Source organism: Phocaeicola faecicola (assembly GCF_013618865.1).
GTDB classification, from domain to species: domain Bacteria; phylum Bacteroidota; class Bacteroidia; order Bacteroidales; family Bacteroidaceae; genus Phocaeicola; species Phocaeicola faecicola.
Window position 1 is genome coordinate 1 of sequence record NZ_JABSOE010000052.1, and the last position, 20327, is coordinate 20327.

The 20327-nt window shown below is 46.3% G+C and carries 14 protein-coding genes and 1 pseudogene; 1 reads left to right on the forward strand and 14 read right to left on the reverse strand.

Features of this window, described 5'->3' with window-relative positions; genetic code table 11:
* Nucleotides 1–112 (forward strand): annotated as a pseudogene (locus tag H3001_RS19880) (ISAon1 family transposase); the annotation flags it as partial.
* An 87-nt stretch (nucleotides 113–199) separates the two neighbouring features.
* On the opposite strand, the gene H3001_RS13580 reads toward H3001_RS19880, so the two are convergent.
* The 14 genes from H3001_RS13580 to H3001_RS13645 all read right to left on the reverse strand — a co-directional run bounded on the left by H3001_RS13580 (nucleotide 200) and on the right by H3001_RS13645 (nucleotide 20313).
* Complete coding sequence (locus H3001_RS13580) at nucleotides 200–955, reverse strand: succinate dehydrogenase/fumarate reductase iron-sulfur subunit (RefSeq protein ID WP_178244469.1); 756 nt, start codon at nucleotides 953–955, stop codon at nucleotides 200–202.
* A gap of 34 nt (nucleotides 956–989) precedes the next feature.
* The gene (locus tag H3001_RS13585; RefSeq protein WP_181215215.1) at nucleotides 990–2972 is read right to left on the reverse strand and encodes a fumarate reductase/succinate dehydrogenase flavoprotein subunit; all 1983 of its coding nucleotides are present in this window, start codon (nucleotides 2970–2972) and stop codon (nucleotides 990–992) included.
* A 35-nt stretch (nucleotides 2973–3007) separates the two neighbouring features.
* Nucleotides 3008–3697, reverse strand: coding sequence for a succinate dehydrogenase/fumarate reductase cytochrome b subunit (locus H3001_RS13590; protein ID WP_178244467.1), 690 nt, complete (start codon nucleotides 3695–3697; stop codon nucleotides 3008–3010).
* 277 nt (nucleotides 3698–3974) lie between these two features.
* Complete coding sequence (gene upp / locus H3001_RS13595) at nucleotides 3975–4628, reverse strand: uracil phosphoribosyltransferase (RefSeq protein WP_181215216.1); 654 nt, start codon at nucleotides 4626–4628, stop codon at nucleotides 3975–3977.
* Nucleotides 4629–4758: 130 nt separating this feature from the next.
* Entirely contained in the window at nucleotides 4759–6348 is a 1590-nt protein-coding gene (locus H3001_RS13600; RefSeq protein ID WP_181215217.1) for a S41 family peptidase, read from the reverse strand.
* A 119-nt stretch (nucleotides 6349–6467) separates the two neighbouring features.
* Nucleotides 6468–6926 carry a pantetheine-phosphate adenylyltransferase gene (gene coaD, locus H3001_RS13605; RefSeq protein WP_178244464.1) on the reverse strand — a complete coding sequence of 153 codons (459 nt, stop codon included), beginning with the start codon at nucleotides 6924–6926 and terminating at the stop codon, nucleotides 6468–6470.
* Nucleotides 6927–6937: 11 nt separating this feature from the next.
* Entirely contained in the window at nucleotides 6938–8875 is a 1938-nt protein-coding gene (locus H3001_RS13610) for a DNA topoisomerase IV subunit B (RefSeq protein ID WP_178244463.1), read from the reverse strand.
* 33 nt (nucleotides 8876–8908) lie between these two features.
* The gene (locus H3001_RS13615) at nucleotides 8909–10039 is read right to left on the reverse strand and encodes an N-acetyltransferase (RefSeq protein ID WP_181215218.1); all 1131 of its coding nucleotides are present in this window, start codon (nucleotides 10037–10039) and stop codon (nucleotides 8909–8911) included.
* 118 nt (nucleotides 10040–10157) lie between these two features.
* Entirely contained in the window at nucleotides 10158–11126 is a 969-nt protein-coding gene (locus tag H3001_RS13620) for a calcium/sodium antiporter (RefSeq protein ID WP_178244489.1), read from the reverse strand.
* Nucleotides 11127–11525: 399 nt separating this feature from the next.
* Nucleotides 11526–12659, reverse strand: coding sequence for a DUF1735 and LamG domain-containing protein (locus tag H3001_RS13625; RefSeq protein ID WP_178244461.1), 1134 nt, complete (start codon nucleotides 12657–12659; stop codon nucleotides 11526–11528).
* 33 nt (nucleotides 12660–12692) lie between these two features.
* Entirely contained in the window at nucleotides 12693–13802 is a 1110-nt protein-coding gene (locus H3001_RS13630; protein WP_178244460.1) for a glycoside hydrolase family 18, read from the reverse strand.
* 59 nt (nucleotides 13803–13861) lie between these two features.
* The gene (locus H3001_RS13635) at nucleotides 13862–15505 is read right to left on the reverse strand and encodes a SusD/RagB family nutrient-binding outer membrane lipoprotein (RefSeq protein WP_178244459.1); all 1644 of its coding nucleotides are present in this window, start codon (nucleotides 15503–15505) and stop codon (nucleotides 13862–13864) included.
* Between the two features lie 12 nt (nucleotides 15506–15517).
* Nucleotides 15518–18601, reverse strand: a complete 3084-nt coding sequence (locus H3001_RS13640) for a SusC/RagA family TonB-linked outer membrane protein (protein WP_178244458.1) — start codon at nucleotides 18599–18601, stop codon at nucleotides 15518–15520.
* A 665-nt stretch (nucleotides 18602–19266) separates the two neighbouring features.
* A complete protein-coding gene (locus H3001_RS13645) occupies nucleotides 19267–20313 on the reverse strand; it encodes a DUF3810 domain-containing protein (protein ID WP_394367811.1) in 1047 nt (348 codons plus the stop codon).
* Between the last annotated feature and the right edge of the window lie 14 nt (nucleotides 20314–20327).

The following is a 20327-nucleotide window of genomic DNA, read 5'->3' on the forward strand; positions in this document are numbered from 1 at the left end:
TGCTGAATCATTCAATGCTAAAATCAAACTCTTTAGAGCGAATCTCAGGGGAGTTGTTGACAAGAAGTTTTTCTTATTCCGCATTGCGAACTTATATGCATATCCCCACTAAAAAGCTACTGACCCAGTGTCCCTCTGGAAAGGCATAAAAAAAGCCCCTTCAATGAAGGAGCTTTTTTTATAATAGAAAGAGAAAATATTAGTCTTTCAGTTTAGCTTTGATAAAGTCGCGGTTCAAGCGCGCAATGTTGCTGATAGAAACGCATTTCGGACATTCAGCCTCACAAGCACGAGTGTTTGTACAGTTACCGAATCCCAGTTCATCCATCTTAGACAACATCGCTTTCGCACGACGCAGTGCTTCCGGTTTACCCTGAGGCAACAGGTTCAACTGGCTAACCTTTGCAGAAACGAACAACATAGCTGAACCGTTCTTACAAGCAGCCACACAAGCACCACAACCGATACAAGAAGCAGCATCCATTGCTTCGTCAGCGATTGGCTTCGGAATCAGGATTGCATTGGCATCCTGAGGAGCACCTGTACGTACGCTTACGAAACCACCAGCCTGCATGATCTTATCATAAGCAGAACGGTCTACCATCAAGTCCTTGATAACCGGGAAACCGGCAGAACGCCAAGGTTCAACAGTGATTACATCACCATCTTTGAAGCGGCGCATGTAAATCTGACAAGTAGTAGCTCCTGTAGCAGGTCCGTGAGGATGTCCGTTGATATACAAAGAACACATACCGCAGATACCTTCACGACAGTCATGGTCGAACACAACCGGTTCTTTACCAGATTCTACCAACTGTTCGTTCAAGATATCCAGCATTTCCAGGAATGAAGTATCTCCCGAGATATCTTTCATCTGGAATGTATCAAAATGACCTTTATCTTTCGGTCCGTTCTGACGCCAAATTTTCAGCGTAAATGATATATTTTTATCCATTTGTGTATAATCTTTAATAATTTAACGGTACTGATTAGCTCTTATAGTTACGAGTCTGTACTTTGATAGCCTCGTAAACCAACGGTTCTTTGTAAAGTACAGGAGCCTTGTCGTCGCTTCCCTGGTATTCCCAGCAAGCTACATAGAAGAAGTTTTCGTCATCACGCTTAGCTTCTCCTTCTTCAGTCTGATATTCTTCACGGAAGTGACCACCACAAGATTCATTACGGTTCAATGCATCGTAAGCGATAAGCTGACCCATTGTAATGAAGTCATCCAGACGGAATGCCTTGTCGAGCTCAATGTTCATACCTTCTTTTGAACCCGGGATGAACAGTTCAGTTTCGAATTCCTTACGGATTTCTTTCAGACGTGCCAGACCAGTCTTCAGACCTTCTTCAGTACGTCCCATACCTACATATTCCCACATTACGCGGCCCAATTCCTTGTGGATTGAGTCAACTGACTTCTTACCCTTGATGTTCATCAGGTGATCGATCTTAGCCTGTACAGCCTTTTCAGCTTCAGCGAATTCAGGCAGGTCAGTAGAGAAGCGAGGAACAGTAATCTGGTCAGACAGATAGTTCTGGATAGTGTAAGGCAATACGAAGTAACCGTCAGCCAATCCCTGCATCAACGCAGAAGCACCCAGGCGGTTTGCACCGTGGTCAGAGAAGTTACATTCACCGATTGCGAACAATCCCTTGATAGTAGTCTGCAGTTCGTAGTCAACCCAGATACCACCCATTGTATAGTGGATAGCCGGATAAATCATCATCGGGTTATAATATTTTCTGCCACCCATTTCTTTTGCCAGTTCACCCGGATTAACGTCAGTAATTTCTTCGTACATGTCGAACAAGTTACCATAACGCTGACGAACTACGTCGATACCCAGACGTTCAATACTTTCAGAGAAGTCCAGGAATACAGCCAAACCAGTATTGTTTACACCGAAGCCATGGTCGCAACGTTCTTTAGCCGCACGTGAAGCCACGTCACGAGGAACCAGGTTACCGAATGCCGGATAACGACGTTCCAGGTAGTAGTCACGGTCTTCTTCAGGGATATCACTACCCTTCTTGGTTCCAGCCTGCAAAGCCTTTGCATCTTCCAGTTTCTTCGGAACCCAGATACGACCGTCGTTACGCAATGATTCAGACATCAATGTCAGCTTAGACTGCTTGTCTCCGTGAACCGGAATACAAGTCGGGTGGATCTGTACGTAAGCAGGATTAGCAAACATTGCACCCTTACGGTAGCAAGACATTGCAGCAGTTACGTTACATCCCATTGCATTGGTAGACAAGAAGTAAGTGTTACCGTAACCACCAGTAGCGATTACCACTGCGTGAGCTGCGAAACGTTCCAGCTTACCAGTTACCAGGTTCTTGGCAATGATACCACGGGCACGGCCGTCAACCAATACTACGTCCAGCATTTCGTAACGAGTATACAGTTTTACAGTACCGATACCTACCTGACGGCTCAATGCAGAGTAAGCACCCAGCAGCAGCTGCTGACCAGTCTGACCTTTAGCATAGAAAGTACGAGAAACCTGAGCACCACCGAAAGAACGGTTAGCCAAAGTACCGCCGTATTCACGTGCGAAAGGAACACCCTGTGCCACGCACTGGTCGATAATGTTGTTTGAAACCTCAGCCAGACGGTATACGTTAGCTTCACGGGCACGGTAGTCACCACCCTTTACAGTATCATAGAACAGACGATATACAGAGTCACCGTCATTCTGATAGTTCTTTGCAGCGTTGATACCACCCTGTGCAGCGATAGAGTGTGCACGGCGAGGAGAATCCTGGATACAGAAGTTGAATACACGGAATCCCATTTCACCCAGTGAAGCAGCAGCAGAAGCACCTGCCAAACCAGTACCTACAACGATGATATCCAAGCGGCGTTTGTTAGCCGGGTTCACCAATTTCTGGTGAGCTTTATAATTAGTCCATTTCTCAGCTATCGGGCCTTCAGGAATCTTAGAATCTAATATTTTAGTCATAATGTTTTTCAATTTAATCAGTTACACTTTCTTAATTAGCAAGCACCGCAACCCATGATATTCTTCAGGAAGAACACTACTGCAACCAGTGCAAATCCCAGCACGATGATAGTTGAGTAAATGTTAGAGATGCATTTCCAACGGTTGATCCAGATCTGGTTATTCCAACCCAAAGACTGCATTGAGCTCCAGAATCCGTGAGTCAGGTGGAACCACAGAGCAGCCAGCCATACCAGGTACAATACGAAGAATACCGGATTAGCAAAAGTCTGCAGGATATAACCGTAACCGTCAGTAGCGTGGAGACCTCCCAGCATCGGATTACCGATAATTTCAGCAAACTGCATCTTGTACCAGAAATTGTAGAAGTGAAGTGCCAGACCCAGGATTACTACTACACCCAGCGCCAACATGTTCTGTGAAGCCCATTCTACATTTTTCGGTTTTACAGTCACCGCATAGCGTTCGCTACCGCGGGCTGCACGGTTCTGGATAGTCAGCCAGAAAGCGTAGATGATGTGAATTACGAACAAGGCAGCCAATCCCACAGTTGCCACCAGTGCATACCAGTTAGCTCCCAGGAATTCACAAACCAGGTTGTACGCCTCACCCGAGAACAGAGCAACCAAGTTCATCGCCATGTGAAATGTCAGAAACAGGACAAGGGCGATACCAGTTACACTCATCACCACTTTCCTTCCAATAGATGAATTACTTAACCACATAAATGATTGAATTTAAATTATTTAATTGTTTGAACTAAAATTTCGGTTCCTACAGTCTGAAACATGTTACAAATGTAGAGGTTTTCCTTAGATAATACAAGGAATTACGGAAATTATTCTTTAATGGAAGGCACCTTAAAACCCATTTTATCGCTTTATACAGGGGCTGTTTCCTTTTCGGGACAGAAAATCCGGCCTGAACGGCCCCATAAAAAAATGAGACACTCCCCCGCTTTTCCTTGCGGAGAGGTGTCTCATCTCAGTTTTCATTCCACGGTTACTCTTTCTCACCGTAACACAGGTCGCCGGCGTCTCCCAGTCCGGGAACAATATAAGAATGTGCATTCAGTTCCGGGTCGATTGCCGCACACCAGATCGTTGTCTTGTCGGCAGGAAGCGTTTTGGCCACGTGTTCCACAGCCTGACGGCTGGCAATCACCGATACCACATGAATGTGTGCAGGCTCTCCTTTCGTGAGCAGCGCACGGTAAGCCAGCTCCATCGATCCCCCGGTAGCCAGCATCGGGTCGACCTGTATCAGTACCTTTCCGTCCAGACGGGGAGAGGCAATGTACTCGATATGAATATCAAAATGATCTGCATCCACATATTTGCGATACGCCGAGACAAAAGCATTCTCTGCCCGGTCGAAATAATTCAGGAAACCCTGGTGCAAAGGAAGTCCGGCACGCAGAATCGTAGCGATTACCGGTTGTACAGCAGGTACATTCTCCGTAGCCTGAGCCAAAGGAGTCTGTACAGTCAGCGGCATATAAGGAAAATCACGGCTGATTTCATAAGCCATAATCTCTCCGATACGCTCAATGTTCCGGCGGAAGCGCAGGCTGTCTCCCTGAATGTGTACATCACGGATTTCCGCCAGAAACTGGTTCAGCAAAGTATTGTTTTGGCTGAAGTCGACAATCTTCATAAACAGAATGTTTTTTTTAATAGTGTTAAGACTGAATGTGTTTACCGGGATGCAAAGGTATAAATAATCACGCAGTATGCAATTTACCCGGTAAAAAACCTGCTCAAAAACCTGCTCAAAAACCTGCATTTTATTTCCGGTCCGGGAAATTCATCCCCGGACGTTCCAGCAGTTCCACAGCCTTCACAAAACTTCCGTTCAATGCATTGACCACCTGGAAATACTCGTTCATATCCCAGAGGTCGCGGGCAATCAGTGCCTTGATCTGTACCTTGATCAGCGGCAGGGAAATCCTGTACTGTTCTTCCTTATAAGGAACTCCCAGCGTCTTACCCAGTTCGACAAGCTCTTTCAGCATTTCTTCGGAAACCTCAAACGAACGGTCGAAACGCTCAAAATTCTTATACTTCTTCATCCAGGTCTGACGGTTCCGGTCAATCAGCTTCAGATTTGCCTGTACAATGGCCCCCTTGTCGCGCAACGCCAGGTAATAATCCGTATACATCGTCGTGTCTACCGGAATAAAGTAGTCGGGCATGATGCCTCCTCCCCCGTATACGGTACGTCCCAGGCGCAAGGTATTGTATTTCAGCGAATCCGGGAAATGAATACTGTCGGCACTCTGCATTTCGCCCCGGTTATAACGGTCAATCAAGTCTTTGTTGTACTGCTCGATGCTCTCGTAAGGCTTCTGTATACAACGTCCCGAAGGGGTATAATAACGTGCCACCGTCAGACGGATCATCGAACCGTCCGGCAGGTCGATAGGGCGCTGCACCAGTCCTTTACCGAAACTGCGCCGTCCCACTACCACAGCACGGTCCCAGTCCTGCAGGGCTCCGGTCACAATCTCACTGGCAGAAGCCGAAAACTCATCAATCAGCACCACCACCCGTCCGTCGCGGAACGTACCGTCTCCTTCCGCCTCAAACTCGGCACGCGGATTGCGGCGTCCTTCGGTATATACAATCAGTTCTTTCTTTCCTAGAAACTGGTTTACCAGGTCGATAGCCGCATTCAGATAACCTCCGCCGTTGCCCTGAAGGTCCAGAATCAGGTCTTTCATACCCTTTTTCTTCAGGTTCTGCAAGGCAGTGGCAAACTCCTTGCCGGTGGTAGCGGCAAAGCGGCTGACACGGATATAACCCACCTGCTTGTTGACCATATAAGAGGCATCCAGGCTGTAAACCGGAATCTTGTCGCGCTTGATGGTAAAAGGAATCAGCCCGTCGGAGCCACGACGCATCACCTTGACGTTGACTTTGGTACCTTTCTTACCCCGCAGACGGCGCATTACCTCCTCCATGCTCATCTTCACTCCTGCGATGACCGTGTCATTGACTTCGATAATCCGGTCTCCGGCCAGTATTCCGACCTTTTCGGAAGGACCTCCCGATACCGGCTGAATGACAAACAGGGTGTCGGTAGCCATGTTAAACTGAATGCCGATGCCGTCGAAGTTTCCCTGCAAAGGCTCGTTCAGCCGTTTCACCTCTTCCGGATCGGAATAAGTGGAATGCGGGTCCAGTTCTTCCAGCATACGGACAATCGCACTCTCCACCAGTTTGTTTTCGTTCACTGAATCCACGTACAAGTTTGCGATGGCAAACTCTGCCAGCTGTAATTTCCGAGCCGGCGACTGAAGCAGTTTATTCTGTGCTCCCGCAAAAGCGATAAAGCAAAGGCAGCACAAGGCTGCCCCTATTCTCTTTTTTATCATATGATACTCTCGTTCTGTTTATTATAAGTCTTATACTGTCAATGAGGCCTGCAGAAAAGGATTTTCCACCTCCCCATTGTTTTTTCCGTCTTCCCGCCAGAAGGGCTCTCCGGCCTTTCCTACAGGTTGATATCCAGGTTTTCCGGAAGGAAAGGAGTCACATCCTTGCCGAATTGCAGCAATTCTCGCACGATGGTCGAACTCACCGAAGTCAGTTCAGGTTCGGTAAACAACAGGATGGTTTCGATGCCCGAAAGCTTACGGTTGATGTCGGCAATGGTCTCCTCGTATTCAAAGTCACGCACCGTACGGATTCCACGGATAATGAATCCGGCTTCCTGCTCACGTGCAAAGTCAATGGTCAGTCCGTCGTACGCCGCCACCTTGATACGGGACTCGTCGGCATACAGTTTCTGTATCATGGCTACCCTCTTCTCCGTAGGAAACCACGTCCGCTTTGCATCGTTCACCCCGATACCGATAATCACCTCATCCATAAAAGTCAGTGCCCGTCGCACCACCGAATAATGTCCGATGGTAAAAGGATCGAACGTACCCGGAAATATCGCTTTTCTCATATACACATGCTCTAGTTAATAATGTCTTCTTCCACTACCAGGTTGTCAATGATAAAGTTCTGACGCTCCATGGTATTTTTCCCCATATAGAACTCCAGCAACTCCTTCACGGCATCGGTCTTGCGCAGGGTTACCTGCTCCAGGCGCATGTCCTTGCCGATAAAATTGCGGAACTCATCGGGAGAAATCTCTCCAAGTCCCTTGAATCGGGTGATTTCCGGATTCGGGCCCAGTTTCTCGATGGCCGCCTGACGCTCCTCTTCCGAGTAGCAGTACAGGGTCTCGTACACCCCTTTCTTGCGGTTTCTGACACGGAAAAGCGGGGTCTGCAAGATATATACATGCCCCTTCTTGATCAGGTCGGGGAAGAACTGCAGGAAGAAAGTAATCATCAGCAGGCGGATATGCATTCCGTCGACATCGGCATCGGTTGCCACGATGACCCGGTTATAGCGCAGGCCGTCCAGTCCGTCCTCGATGTTCAGTGCCGCCTGCAGCAGGTTGAACTCCTCGTTCTCATATACCACCTTCTTGGTCAGCCCGAAGGAATTCAAAGGTTTACCACGAAGACTGAAGACCGCCTGCGTGTTGACATCCCGGCTTTTGGTGATGGATCCGCTGGCCGAATCTCCCTCGGTGATAAAAATAGAACTCTCCAGACGCGGATCGTTTTCCTCATCCTTTTTAGCTCCCTTGATGTCATTCAGGTGAATGCGGCAGTCGCGCAACTTCCGGTTGTGCAGGTTGGCCTTCTTGGCACGCTCACGCGCAATCTTCGTTACCCCGGCAATGGCCTTCCGCTCTTTTTCCGACTCCTGAATCTTCTGAAGCAGGATTTCGGCCACGTCGGGATGCTTATGCAGGTAATTGTCTACATTCTCCTTGACAAAATCGCCGACAAACTTATTGACACTGACTCCCGACAGCGGATAAGGGTTGCCCTCCGAGTCTTTTTCAGGAGCCATGGTCAGCGAGCCCAGCTTGATTTTGGTCTGGCTCTCGAACGTCGGCTCAATCACATTGATGGCCACAGCCGCCACCAGTCCGTTACGGATATCCTGGAACTCCATGTTCTTGCCATAAAACTCCTTGATGGTGCGGGCGATGTGTTCCTTGAAGGCACTCTGGTGCGTACCTCCCTGAGTGGTATGCTGTCCGTTGACGAAGGAATAATATTCCTCGCCGTACTGCGGACTGTGGGTAAATGCGATTTCAATGTCCTCGTCCTTGAGATGGATGATGGGATAAAGTCCCTGCGAGGTCATGTTGTCGTTCAGCAGGTCTTCCAGACCGTTACGGCTGATGATACGGTGACCGTTGTAATAAATGGCCAGTCCGGTATTCAGGTACGTATAGTTACGCAACATGGTCTCGATAAACTCCGGACGGAAGTGGTAATTCAGGAAAAGCGAGTTATCGGGTTCAAAGAAGATATACGTTCCGTTTTCCTCGTCGGTGGTGCCGGTGACATCATTTACCAGCTCTCCCTTGGCAAAAGTAGCCTCGCGCATCTGTCCGTCGCGCACACTCCGCGCGATGAAACGGGTACTCAGCGCATTGACCGCCTTGGCACCCACACCGTTCAGTCCGACACTCTTCTTGAATGCCTTGGTATCGTACTTACCTCCGGTATTCAGCATGGAAACCGCATCCACCAGACTTCCCAAAGGAATTCCACGTCCATAGTCGCGCACCGAAACACGGAGATTGTCCTCCATCTGAATATCGATACGCTTGCCGGCTCCCATCTTAAACTCATCGATACAGTTGTCCACCACTTCCTTCAGCAATACATAAATACCGTCTTCGGCCTGTGAACCGTCTCCCAGGCGACCGATGTACATACCCGGACGGGTGCGCACATGTTCCATATCGCTCAAATGACGGATATTCTCCTCGGTATAGGAGACTGTAGCCGCAGTCTGCGTCTGATGAATCGTTTCTTCCATATTCCTTATTATATTATGCTGAAGTTCTTAGGATTAAATATTTTTCTTGAATGCACGGCGACGCTTGTGCTGCACCGATTCAAAGGCAGTCCACTGCGCCTGTACTTTCTTGTTCAGTTCGAGTTCGGGGTTGCTCTCGCCATACTCAAAGCCCATCTGCTGATACACCGGAACCAGGTCATAGAACAGCAGTGCGTTGACACCCTTGCTCTGATACTCCGGCTTGACACCTACCAGAAGCAGGTCGAGTACCTTCGGCTTCTTGATAAACAGTGCCTTGAGCAAGTGGAACCAGCCGAAAGGAAGCATTCTTCCTTTTGCTTTCTGAAGGGCTTTCGACAAAGAAGGCATGGAGATACCCACTGCCACCAGATTTTCTTCAGCATCTTCCACCAGCGAAACCATGCGCAGGTCAATCAGCGGAAGATACATCTTGATATACTGGTCAATCTGACGCTGGGTCATCTTTGAATAACCGTACAGCGGAGCGTATGCCTCATTGATCAAATCAAAAATTCGCTGTCCGTAATTCTTTTCTTTCAGTTCCTTACGGCTCAGTTTCTTGATTTTCAAGTTATATTTCTGAAGAATGATTTCCGAGATACGGACAAACTTTTCAGGCAGCTTGTCGGGAACAGTCAGTTTGAATTCCACCCAGTCCGCTTCCTTCTCATACCCCAGTTTTTCCATGTGTTCCGGATAGTACGGGTAATTATAGATGGTCGCCATGGTACCCAGCTGGTCAAAACCTTCTACCAGCATACCTTCGGCATCCATATCGGTAAATCCGAGCGGTCCTACGATCGCTTCCATACCCCGCTGCCGGCCCCAGTCTTCCACAGTGGCCAAAAGTGCTTTCGATACTTCCAGGTCGTCAATAAAATCAATCCACCCGAAACGGACTTCCTTCTTGTTCCAGGTTTCATTGGCCCGACGGTTGATAATGGCAGCCACACGTCCCACCAGTTTATTGTCCTTGTAAGCCAGGAAATAATCGGCTTCACAGAATTCGAACGCAGCATTCTTTTCCGGGCTGAAAGTGTTCAGCATGTCATCGTACAGGTCGGGTACTGAATAGGGATTATTTTTATATAATTCGTAATTAAAGCGAATAAACGATTTCAACTCCTTAGGAGAAGTAACTTTCTTGATTATAATGGCCATTTGTTTGTAATACTTGAAATTTCAGGGGGTAAAGATAACACTTTTTATCCGAAGAAGCGGACTTCTGCTTTAATTTTCAGTCTTTACCCCAGTCTTAATTCCGCTATTTACTTGCATTTTACGCCTGTTGCTGCAAGATCAGATAGGTGGTATAGGCAATGTAGCAGACTACCAGCAGGGCGCCTTCGATGCGGGTGATCGTACGCTTCTTGAAGAACCATCCTACCAGCCAGAACAGGATAGAGGAACCGATAAGTACCAGTATATCGGAGTTGTTGATGTTTCCCATCGGCAGCGGAGAGACAGCGGCGCTGCATCCCAGTACAAAGAAGAGGTTGAACAGGTTGCTACCGATGACATTACCGATAGCAATTCCCGGATTCTTCTTCAGGGCAGCGGTCACCGAGGTGGCCAGTTCGGGCAGAGAGGTTCCGCCGGCTACCAGAGTCAGACCGATGATTGAATCACTGACTCCCAGTGAGCGGGCCACTCCACTGGCTCCTTCTACGAACCATTGTCCACCGAATATCAGTCCCGCCAGTCCGCCTACGATATAAAGGGCCGAACGCCAGACCGGCATTTCCTTGATTTTCTGTTCTTCTCCCTGCGACTCGCTCTGATTATGTGCGATGGCAAAGGTGTAGCGCATGAAAATCAGGAAAAAGGCAAGCAGAATCCATCCGTCGGCACGTCCGATTACGTTACGGCTGCCTCCGTCGAGCCAGATGTCGTTGGCCATGAAGGCGAAGACAAACGAGGATAGGATAACCAGGGGAATTTCCTTGTTCATGGTACCTTCCCCGACTTTGATGGGAAGTACCAGGGCCGTACAGCCTACAATCATCAGGATATTGAAGATATTGCTTCCGACGACATTACCGATGGCCATCTCCGCGCTTCCCTGAATGGAGGACAGCAAACTGATGACAAGTTCCGGAGCGGAGGTTCCGAAGGCAACGATGGTGAGTCCGATTACAAGGTCGGAAATGTGAAAACGCTTGGCTACCGAAGCAGCTCCGTCGGTCAGGGCATTGGCTCCGCACAGAATCAGGGCAAGCCCGCCAATTAAGAATAAAATATTCCAGATCATATTGATTTCGTTATTAATAAGTTTCTGCAAAAATAGTTTTTTTCAACGGGGATACAAAGGTCTTTTCCGGGTTTTAGGGCATCCGGCATGGAAAGACCGGCCTGTTCTCCCCTCTCCGTCGGTTTCTTCTTCCAAGCATTTGGGAATCAGACTTCCTGCATTTCTGAACTCCAACCTCCCATGCAAGGTGCTATAACCCTCCTGCGAAGGTCGGAGAACTTCCGTATCAAGGTTTACTGACCTCCGCAGGAGGGTTGTACAAATAAAAAGGAGATTCATGCAAACCGATACCGATACATATAAAAAAGGAGCCTTGTTTCCGGAAATCCTTCCGGGAAACAGGCTCCTTTAAACCTTATCCAATAAAACAATAGTCTTATCTTCTTACCTTCCTACTTACTTAATCGTAATCGGAGTTTCCAGTTCCTTGATAGTAATACCGTTCGTACCGCCATCAATTGTACCGGTAGCATCTTTGATAGTACGGCCCTCTTGTGATTCAGAACCATTCAGTTTGTAGTACAATACCAGTCCTTCAGATTTCGGGTCAACTCCCATCATGTTCTGGTTCAACTGATTTTCAGTACGGGCTACGTTCCAAACACGTACTTCACTCATGTAACCATAGAGAGGACGAGTACCCCACTGGAATCCAGGAATCATACCGATATTGAAACCAACGTCTGAGTTCGGATCAAATCCAGGTATATTCCATGCCGATTCAGCCCACTTGGAACCGTTGACATAAATTGCAGTCTTACCCGACGGCTGATCGTATGTTACAGCCACATGATACCACTGATTTTCTTTCAAGTCTTCTGATACGTTGTAGTGCTGACGGCCTGCGATTTCCAATGTCTTGTTAGAAGGCAGTGTCTGGTCACCGATACGGAAGATCATCACACCTTCTGTACCCATAATCGTATTGTTGTCACTAAACCGGTTCACATAAATCATGGCCTCGTAAGTGAATGAAGCGAAGTAGGTTCCCGGAGCAAACTTCACAGAAATATAGTTGCTGTTGAATGTACCTACCTTGGTAATCTTGATCGGTTTAGAGATAAAGAAATATGCCACACTGGTTCCCGGAAGCGTGGATACCGAATTAGAAGTTACCCGGATAGGCAATACATAAGGCTTACCTTCTTCTACGTTTGCCAGGTTAGAGATTTCCAATGTAACATTGTCGGCATACAGTTTTCCGGCAGGAATTACCGATTCATTACTGCTCAACTTCACGTTTGACACATCAAACATTTCGTAAGCAGTTCCGTATTTTGCATTGTATTCATCTACCACGCTCTTATCAGCGATAGAATATGAAACATCCACTTGCTCCGAAGTCTGAGAGGACAACCGGGAAGTCAGGTTGTAATTGATCACTTCGTGTCCATCTTCTACAGACAGAGTATATTCTCTGCTTTCAAAATATACTCTAGGCTCCAGGAGGTCACTTTCACTGTCATTACAAGCACCCATCAGCAGTGCTGTAACCCCCAATGCCAGACATTTGAATATATGTTTATTCATACTATTATTATTTTACAAGTTTACAATTCATGTTTATTTTTGCGATTCACCTTCTCCGCTCTGGCTGGCTTTCCATTCATTGAAAACCCGCTGGTTGATCTGAATGGCCTGACGCATCCATTTATAGTCGGGTGTATTGTCGTAGTCATTATCAAAGCGGTATGCACCTACTCCACCTTTATAACCGTTGGCTGGCATGTGAGCGGCCTGTTGCAACAAAACTCCACCCGATGCAGCAGAAGATTCAAAGTTGTCAGTAATAATGATCTTCTTAGGATCTGTACCATATTCGAGACTCGGACGAGAACTTCCGTAGCTCTGTTTAATCCAGTAATCTACATAGCCTTCCAAAGGTTGAACCAATGAAGTAAATCCACCGTCGATACAAAGCAGTTTGTGGCCTTTGCCTTCCGGATCACTCATCGGACCGATGTACTTATTCATTTCTTTTACCAGATAAATCAACTGGTCATTCCTGCTCAATGTACCATCCATATCGAATACACCACTACCGATTTCCCAGTCGATATCATATCCGTCCCATTCGCCGGCAAAGAGCGAGTCGCACAAAGCCTTGGCATAACGGTCCATAGATTCATAATAATTGTCACTGCCGATTACTCCTTCAAATCCCCAGAATTTCCAACGGGCCTGTTTTCTGGCTTCGTTCAGCTGAGATTCGCTCCAGCCTTCGTCCTTAGCCTGCTGTTCTACTTCAGCATATACCCAGTCGGGAGTTCTTCCTTTACCCATATAAGAGAGCAGGCTGACTTCCAGCAGTTTGGTGCCTTTTACTTTCTGTACGAACTCTTTATCAGCTTTCTGTTCCGGAGTAATAGAACCCGGGCCCGGAGCGCCACTCCACATGGAAACAATATCCATGCTGTCAGGCATAGAGGTCAGGTAACCTCTTCGGTATGCACCGGCCGGAGACCAGTTTGAGAACCAGCCGAAAGCAACCGGTCTTCCATAGTTTTTAGCCGATTCCTTATATGCTCTCAGGTTTTCATAATATTCACTGTCGCCTATCGTATTATATCCACCGATATGCTCTACTTCCAGATTCTCTACCTCTGTACAAGCCACTGTTGCCATCAAGCCCGACAAAGAGAAGAGATATAATATTTTTTTAAATGCTTTCATAATTGCTATTCCTGTTAATAAGTTCAATATTACATTACTTATTCATAATAAACCCGTCATCAGTTTTTCTTTGCCCACCACAGGTCGGTTGCCGCATTGTCCGGTCCACCCAACTTGTTAAGTGCATCCTGATAGATTTCTTTAGACTGGTCAGTACCGTTGAAGCTGACCGGATAAGACATACGGCGTATACCTCTTACATTGTCGATGCTTGAGTTATGGTTACCTCCCTGAACAATCGGGTTCAGTTTCGGATAACCGGTACGTCTGAACTCAGTCCATGCTTCCTGACCGTTAGGATACAAAGCAATGTATTTCTGAATGATGATTTTTTCCAGTTTTTCTTCCTGGTTTCCGCTAAATTCCGGAGTTACCTGACAAGGAGCACTGAAGTCAAATCCATACTTACCGGCAACTTTATTGGCAGCCGGAGTCTTGCCGGATGACATGTAATCATCAACCGAACCGCTTACGCCATTTTCCTGGAAGGATGTTTCAATACCCTGTTTGTAAAGAGTTTCAGCATCACCGAATTCTCCGCCCCAGAACAAGGCAGCTTCTGCACGCAAGAAGTAAACTTCTGAAGCACGCATCCAGTACAACGGAGTCTCAGCCTTGATATTGGGTTTTGAATAATAGTAATAGCTGTCGTATTCGGTACTTGAAGCATCTGAACGGGTAAACAAGTGTCCCAGTGGAACTCCCTGGTAAGACTTACCGTCGTATGCCTGTACAGCTACGGTACAAAGACTGTTGGCAGGCTGGCAATATGCACTCAAACGAGGATCCTGATATCCCAACAGGTAAGACAGGATGGTAGTTCCTACACGAGAGTCGTTATAGTTATCAGCCAGCCAGAACATCGGGTTACGGAGAGAAATGCCGGCACCCGGACCTGCTCCGGCAGCATCACCTGCATCTGTCATCACGCCGATTGAATGTTCCACAGCCAGTTTAGCATACTGTTTTGACAATTCCGGTTTTACCGAACGGATACGCATTGCCAGACGCAGCATCAGTGAATTGGCATATTTTACCCATTTGGTGGCATCACCTTCGAAAACCAGGTCGTAATCGGCCATTACCTTCACGCCGCTCACAGCCTTCGGAGTCAATACTTCTACCGCACTGGCCAGGTCTTTCAGCATTTCGGTATAAACCACTTCTTCAGAATCGAACGGCACATTGATGGTTCCCTGTCCGGCCTGAGTATAAGGAATCGGACCGAAACTTTCCAATACTTTATGCCAGCCCGAAATCTTCAGGATCTGTGCCAGAGCAGCCAGTTCCGGAGTATCATTGTCCTGAGCCGAAGCTGTCAGTTTTTTCCACGGATCCAGCAAATTGGTATATGAATTAGAGAAAGTAGTCTTTACCCAACTATCAACGATTACATAGTTCAGGTGGCAGTTACCGCCTTCAAAAGTATTGTTGATTCCGATGTATCCGCTCCATGCGTTGGCCGACAAATCATAAGCTGTCTGATAAGCATTGACAGGGTCTGTATCATCTGCCTGAGTACCGGTCGGGAAAACTGATTTTTCCATTGCAGTAACAAGTCCTCCCATAGCAATACCATCCATAACTCCTTCTTCTTCTGTCATTTCGAAGGGATTGGTATTGATTTCTTCGTAGTTGCAAGAAGCCAGTGACAACGCGGTAAAGGCAACTGCAAAAAGTTTATATTTATTGATATTTTTCATAATATAAATCTGTTAAAGTTTGAATTTCAATCCAAAGCCAAAGCTACGAACGCTAGGCTGCATGAAATAGTCATTACCCTGTCCATATGTAGCTGTAGAAGGAGTCAGTTCCGGATCGAACGGAGCCTTGCAGTACAGCATCCACGGGTTATTTGCAATAAATGAAACTGTAACGTCTTTCAGGATATTCTTAAACCAGTTGTTAGGCATTGTATAGCTGAGGGCCAACTCCTGCAGACGGATGTTGGTAGCACTGTATACATAGTATCCTGAAGTCTGGTAGTTACCAGTACCGATCATCTGATAATAAGTCTTGGCATCTACACGGCCCTGTCCTGCCAACAAAGCACCTCCCTGGTCACGTGCATCAGCAGTACGCTGAGATACACCGAAACGGTCCAGAATAGCTTCAGTAGAAGATGTTACTACACCACCGAAACGACCGTTGATTACGAAGCTCAAGCCAAGTCCTTTATAAGAAACCGAGTTGCTCCATCCCATATTGAAATCAGGAGCTGTCTTGCCCAGGTATACCGGATCACCGTCTACCATTTCATAAGTACCGTCACTGCCTACATCAACGAATCCCTGGCTGTCTTTCTTGAAGAAACGGGTTGCATAGATATCGTGGATACTTCCACCTACCTTCAGGATAGTACGTCCGTTGTCTTTCAATACTTCCGGAATATTAATAGGAGTTTCCATCAGATCGGTATGATAATCGTTGACCATTTCCTTGATTTCATTGATATTCTTAGAGAATGTCAGTGTAGAAGAAACAGAGATACCGTTCTTGAAATGATCATTGTATCCGAATGAAGCTTCCCAACCGCGGTTTTCTACGTTACCAGCCTGCAGGTAAATTGACTTATAACCTGTAGATTCAGGCAATGTTCCGATAAATGTCTGGTTGTAAGTATTTGATTTATAATAAGTAACTTCTGCATTGAATTTATTCCACAGACGCAGGCTCAAACCGAATTCATAAGATTTGGTACGTTCGGCCTTGAAATCTGAGAACGGATAAATACCGGTTGGATTCAAGTTACCACCGACAATCGGAGTAGTAATTGTACCCGGAGTCAAACCTGAACGTGATACAGGAGCACCTACTTCGGTATATGATCCGCGAACTTTCAGGTAAGAGATGAATTCAGGCAGTTTCACCATTTCTGAAACAATGGCAGAAAGACCGACTGACGGATAGAAGAACGATTCTTCCTTAGTATTTACCAGACGTGAGTTCCAGTCGTTACGGCCGGTCAGTGTCAAATACAGCATGCTTCTCCATCCCAGTTCCACGTTTCCGAAAATGGCGTGGTTACGTACCCGGCTGTCACCGCCGCTTTCCAGGATACGTCCGTTTGACGGGTCGATGTTGGAAGCTGCGAATTTGTTAGGAACACCCAGCAAGGTTCCTTTATATCCTCTCAGCAATGCCCAGTAGTTAGAGTAGCTCCATCCGAAGTTGGCAGAAAGGCTGAAATCCTGTATGTTCTTATTGATGTTCAACATGGCATCTGCATATTCCTGACGGTCTTTATAGTTGCTGAATTCATAGTGACCTTTCTTTCCTTCTGCAAATACCTGGTCTGAAGATGCATAAATCTTACGTTCAAACTCTACGTAAGTATCATCCATACGATAACGGGCTGCGATGTTCATCCAGTCGGTAATCTTGTAAGTCAGACCGACATTGAACATATAACGGCTCTTTTCATTGGTAGATACGTTTCTGTAGGCAGTCCAGTAAGGGTTCTGAGAAGCATAAGTGGCATCTGATACCGGCCAGTACTGTACCGGAAGCTTACGTCCGTCATCGAAACGTTCGAAGACCTTGATATCCTCAAAGTTTTCACCTCTCGGGAACAGGTAAGCCGCAACGATCGGATTCCAGTAACGACCCTGAGATACCATGTTGGTATCATCCTGCTTGATATAAGATGCACCCAAATCAAGCTGCAGCTTATCATTCAGGAAAGTAGATGTATTACGGATAGTCAGGTTCAAGCGGTTGTAACTGTTATTCGGCACGATACCGTCTGAGTTGGTAGATGAGAACGAAGCAAAAGTCTGATTAGACTTTGTACCGGTAGTCAACGTTACAGAATTGATGAAATTGGTACCTGTGTTGAAGAAATCGTCTTTCGGATCATAATCAGATGGAGTTGCCAGTTTTTCACCCCAGCTTTCATAAGAATCCTTCTTGTTACCGTATGTATTCTGGAATTCCGGCGTCATATAAGCCTTGCTGAATTCAGTTGAAGAAGAGAACTGTACTGACAGTTTTCCTTCTTTTCCTTTCTTGGTTGTAATCAAGATTACACCGTTGGCAGCACTACTACCGTACAATGCGGCAGCCGAAGGACCACTCAATACAGAAATACTTTCGATATCTTCGGGGTTAAAGTCGGCAATACCTTCCGTTCCGGCACGGCCTTCACCCATGATACCACTGTCTGTATTTCCCATGTTGGTATTAAACAAAGGAATACCGTCGACTACATACAAGGCATTGTTGTCACCTTCGATTGATTTGGCACCACGCATTACCACACGGGTCGCACCCCCCACACCGGTAGCGCTTCGATTGATATTTACACCGGCAATCTTACCGTTCAAGGAGTTAACAAAGTTGGCATCTTTTACAGTAGTGAGCGCATCACTCTTAACCTGTTGTACGTTGTAGCTCAGTGCTTTTTCCGCACGCTTGATACCCAAGGCGGTAACTACGACTTCATCCAAAGCCTGTGTATCTTCTTTCAATACAATGTTCAGGGGTTTTGCATTGGTCACTGTAACTGTCTGAGAAGCGTAACCGATATAAGAAAATTCAAGTTGGTCACCGGATGATACGTTCAGCGAGAAATTACCGTCAAGATCGGTTACAGTACCGTTTGTAGTACCTTTTACCAATACACTAACTCCGATTAAGGCTTCTCCTTTGGTGTCTTTCACCACGCCGGAAACACTGATTACATTGTCTTGCACTTGGCTAACAGGATAGGAGTCCGAGGCATACAGACTGCCACTACCAGCAAGTAACAAAAAGCTAAAAAGCAGGCAATAGCCCTTGCGATTCAGATTTGTTTTCATTAGTCTTTAAATTTAAGTGTGTTTTACAGTAATAAATGATTATTACATATTTATGTAAATAATACATTACTCTACATAAGGGGACTGATTCCCAAACTGCCGGACAGAATTTCCGGCCATAGCATTCTTCATGTCTTCATATTAGTATCAGATTTATCGGACGCAAATATAGAGATTATTGGGCTATTTACAACAAAAATTATTATTTTTCCTGAAAAATATTTTAATTATCCTACGAATAAAATAGTCGATTGTAAAATATTTTAAAAACGAAAAATAAGGCGATTCCGGTCTTGTTCCACAAGAGAACGAGACGCGCGTCCAAAAACCGATAAGATAAAATAAACAAATGATAATATGCGTTTTATGACTATTGTAGAAAACTGGTAAAAAACATCAGATTTACTGGTCAGAATCCATTCTCATGCCAGATATGCAAGTATATATTTTTTATCAAATTGAGATCATGTACCTCTAACACGCTCAAGCCCCACACATGCAGTTTACAGACGGCTTCAGGTAACCTGTATTTCAAAAAAACTACATAATTATAAGTAAAGAAAAGAGAAAGCAGGCATACGTTCCAATTTTCTCCGTCAGTAAAGCCTAAAAGCAAACTACGTGAAAATCTCTTTATAATAATGGATTGCCACTTATGGTTTCTTTCATTGCTTTTCATCGGAAAAAGCCAGAATCATTCCGATGACCTCTGCATAGTTTTTCCGGCCGGAAGAAATCCGGTTCCCTTTCAGATAAAAGTCATACATTTTCGCCTGCAACTCCCCTAACCATCGGTTATAACGGGCGCTCCAATAATCCTGTTTGGCTGACAATTCCTGGATGATTTCCGGCCGGATGGTCTGTACCCAATCCAGGTATTCGGATTCAGGAAGCAGGTTTCTTGCATTGACAAGCACATAAGGGAGCAGGCCGAAATAACCACTGTACCGAATGGCCGGATCGGCAGAACGGGTACAAATCCGGTAAGCCCAGAAATTGGCTTCTGCCTCACTGCTTACTCCTAACAAGTGGGAAAGTTCATGTGCATAAGTAAACGGATACTGCACAGGAAGCAGCTCATGATTCAGATGAGACTCGGAAAAGAACGGCCCCATATATCCCAGGACTCCCACACTTGAATACAACGAATTGACGATCGAATGTTTCGGATGCTGAAAATTTTGAGGCAGAGTCAGCCCGAGTTTCTCAGGAACGGTCCAATACAGTCTTTTGATTTCCCGCTCCGTCTTTTCACGGTTCAAAGGAGATTCCGGCACAAAGGAAGCATTCAGCCGGTCGGCATACTGAGTAAGGAAATGATGAAAGCGGGTATCATCGTAAGCAACAGCCGATACCTGTGAACGAAGAAAGATGTCCTTTCTGAAATAGTTGAGTCCCCAGCTCCAATAAAACCAGACACCGACCCAGACCAGCAGTTCCAATTCTGTTCCCATGACCTGCTTCCAACTTTTACCTCCTTTACGGATTGCCAGCCACGGATACACCAGAAGAAAGGCAACTACACCTAATACGAATACCTCACAGAGGGAGAAGGAAAAAAGGGAAGCTATTCCAGAGAGCAGAAACGAGAGACTGGGATACACACTGCGTGCATACCATTCGCCGGCTTCAGGAGAGAAACGGAACATCAGTATACTTCCAGCCAGCAATGCCAATAGGGTCCGGCGGACCAGTCTGCTTTTTTTCATCATTTCCGCAAAGATAA

Excerpts from the sequence above, each read along its gene's own strand:
- H3001_RS13580 (WP_178244469.1), bottom strand. The coding sequence starts at position 955 with ATGGATAAAAATATATCATTTACGCTGAAAATTTGGCGTCAGAACGGA.
- H3001_RS13585 (WP_181215215.1), bottom strand. The coding sequence starts at position 2,972 with ATGACTAAAATATTAGATTCTAAGATTCCTGAAGGCCCGATAGCTGAG.
- H3001_RS13590 (WP_178244467.1), bottom strand. The coding sequence starts at position 3,697 with ATGTGGTTAAGTAATTCATCTATTGGAAGGAAAGTGGTGATGAGTGTA.
- upp (WP_181215216.1), bottom strand. The coding sequence starts at position 4,628 with ATGAAGATTGTCGACTTCAGCCAAAACAATACTTTGCTGAACCAGTTT.
- H3001_RS13600 (WP_181215217.1), bottom strand. The coding sequence starts at position 6,348 with ATGATAAAAAAGAGAATAGGGGCAGCCTTGTGCTGCCTTTGCTTTATC.
- coaD (WP_178244464.1), bottom strand. The coding sequence starts at position 6,926 with ATGAGAAAAGCGATATTTCCGGGTACGTTCGATCCTTTTACCATCGGA.
- H3001_RS13610 (WP_178244463.1), bottom strand. The coding sequence starts at position 8,875 with ATGGAAGAAACGATTCATCAGACGCAGACTGCGGCTACAGTCTCCTAT.
- H3001_RS13615 (WP_181215218.1), bottom strand. The coding sequence starts at position 10,039 with ATGGCCATTATAATCAAGAAAGTTACTTCTCCTAAGGAGTTGAAATCG.
- H3001_RS13625 (WP_178244461.1), bottom strand. The coding sequence starts at position 12,659 with ATGAATAAACATATATTCAAATGTCTGGCATTGGGGGTTACAGCACTG.
- H3001_RS13630 (WP_178244460.1), bottom strand. The coding sequence starts at position 13,802 with ATGAAAGCATTTAAAAAAATATTATATCTCTTCTCTTTGTCGGGCTTG.
- H3001_RS13635 (WP_178244459.1), bottom strand. The coding sequence starts at position 15,505 with ATGAAAAATATCAATAAATATAAACTTTTTGCAGTTGCCTTTACCGCG.
- H3001_RS13640 (WP_178244458.1), bottom strand. The coding sequence starts at position 18,601 with ATGAAAACAAATCTGAATCGCAAGGGCTATTGCCTGCTTTTTAGCTTT.
- H3001_RS13645 (WP_394367811.1), bottom strand. The coding sequence starts at position 20,313 with ATGATGAAAAAAAGCAGACTGGTCCGCCGGACCCTATTGGCATTGCTG.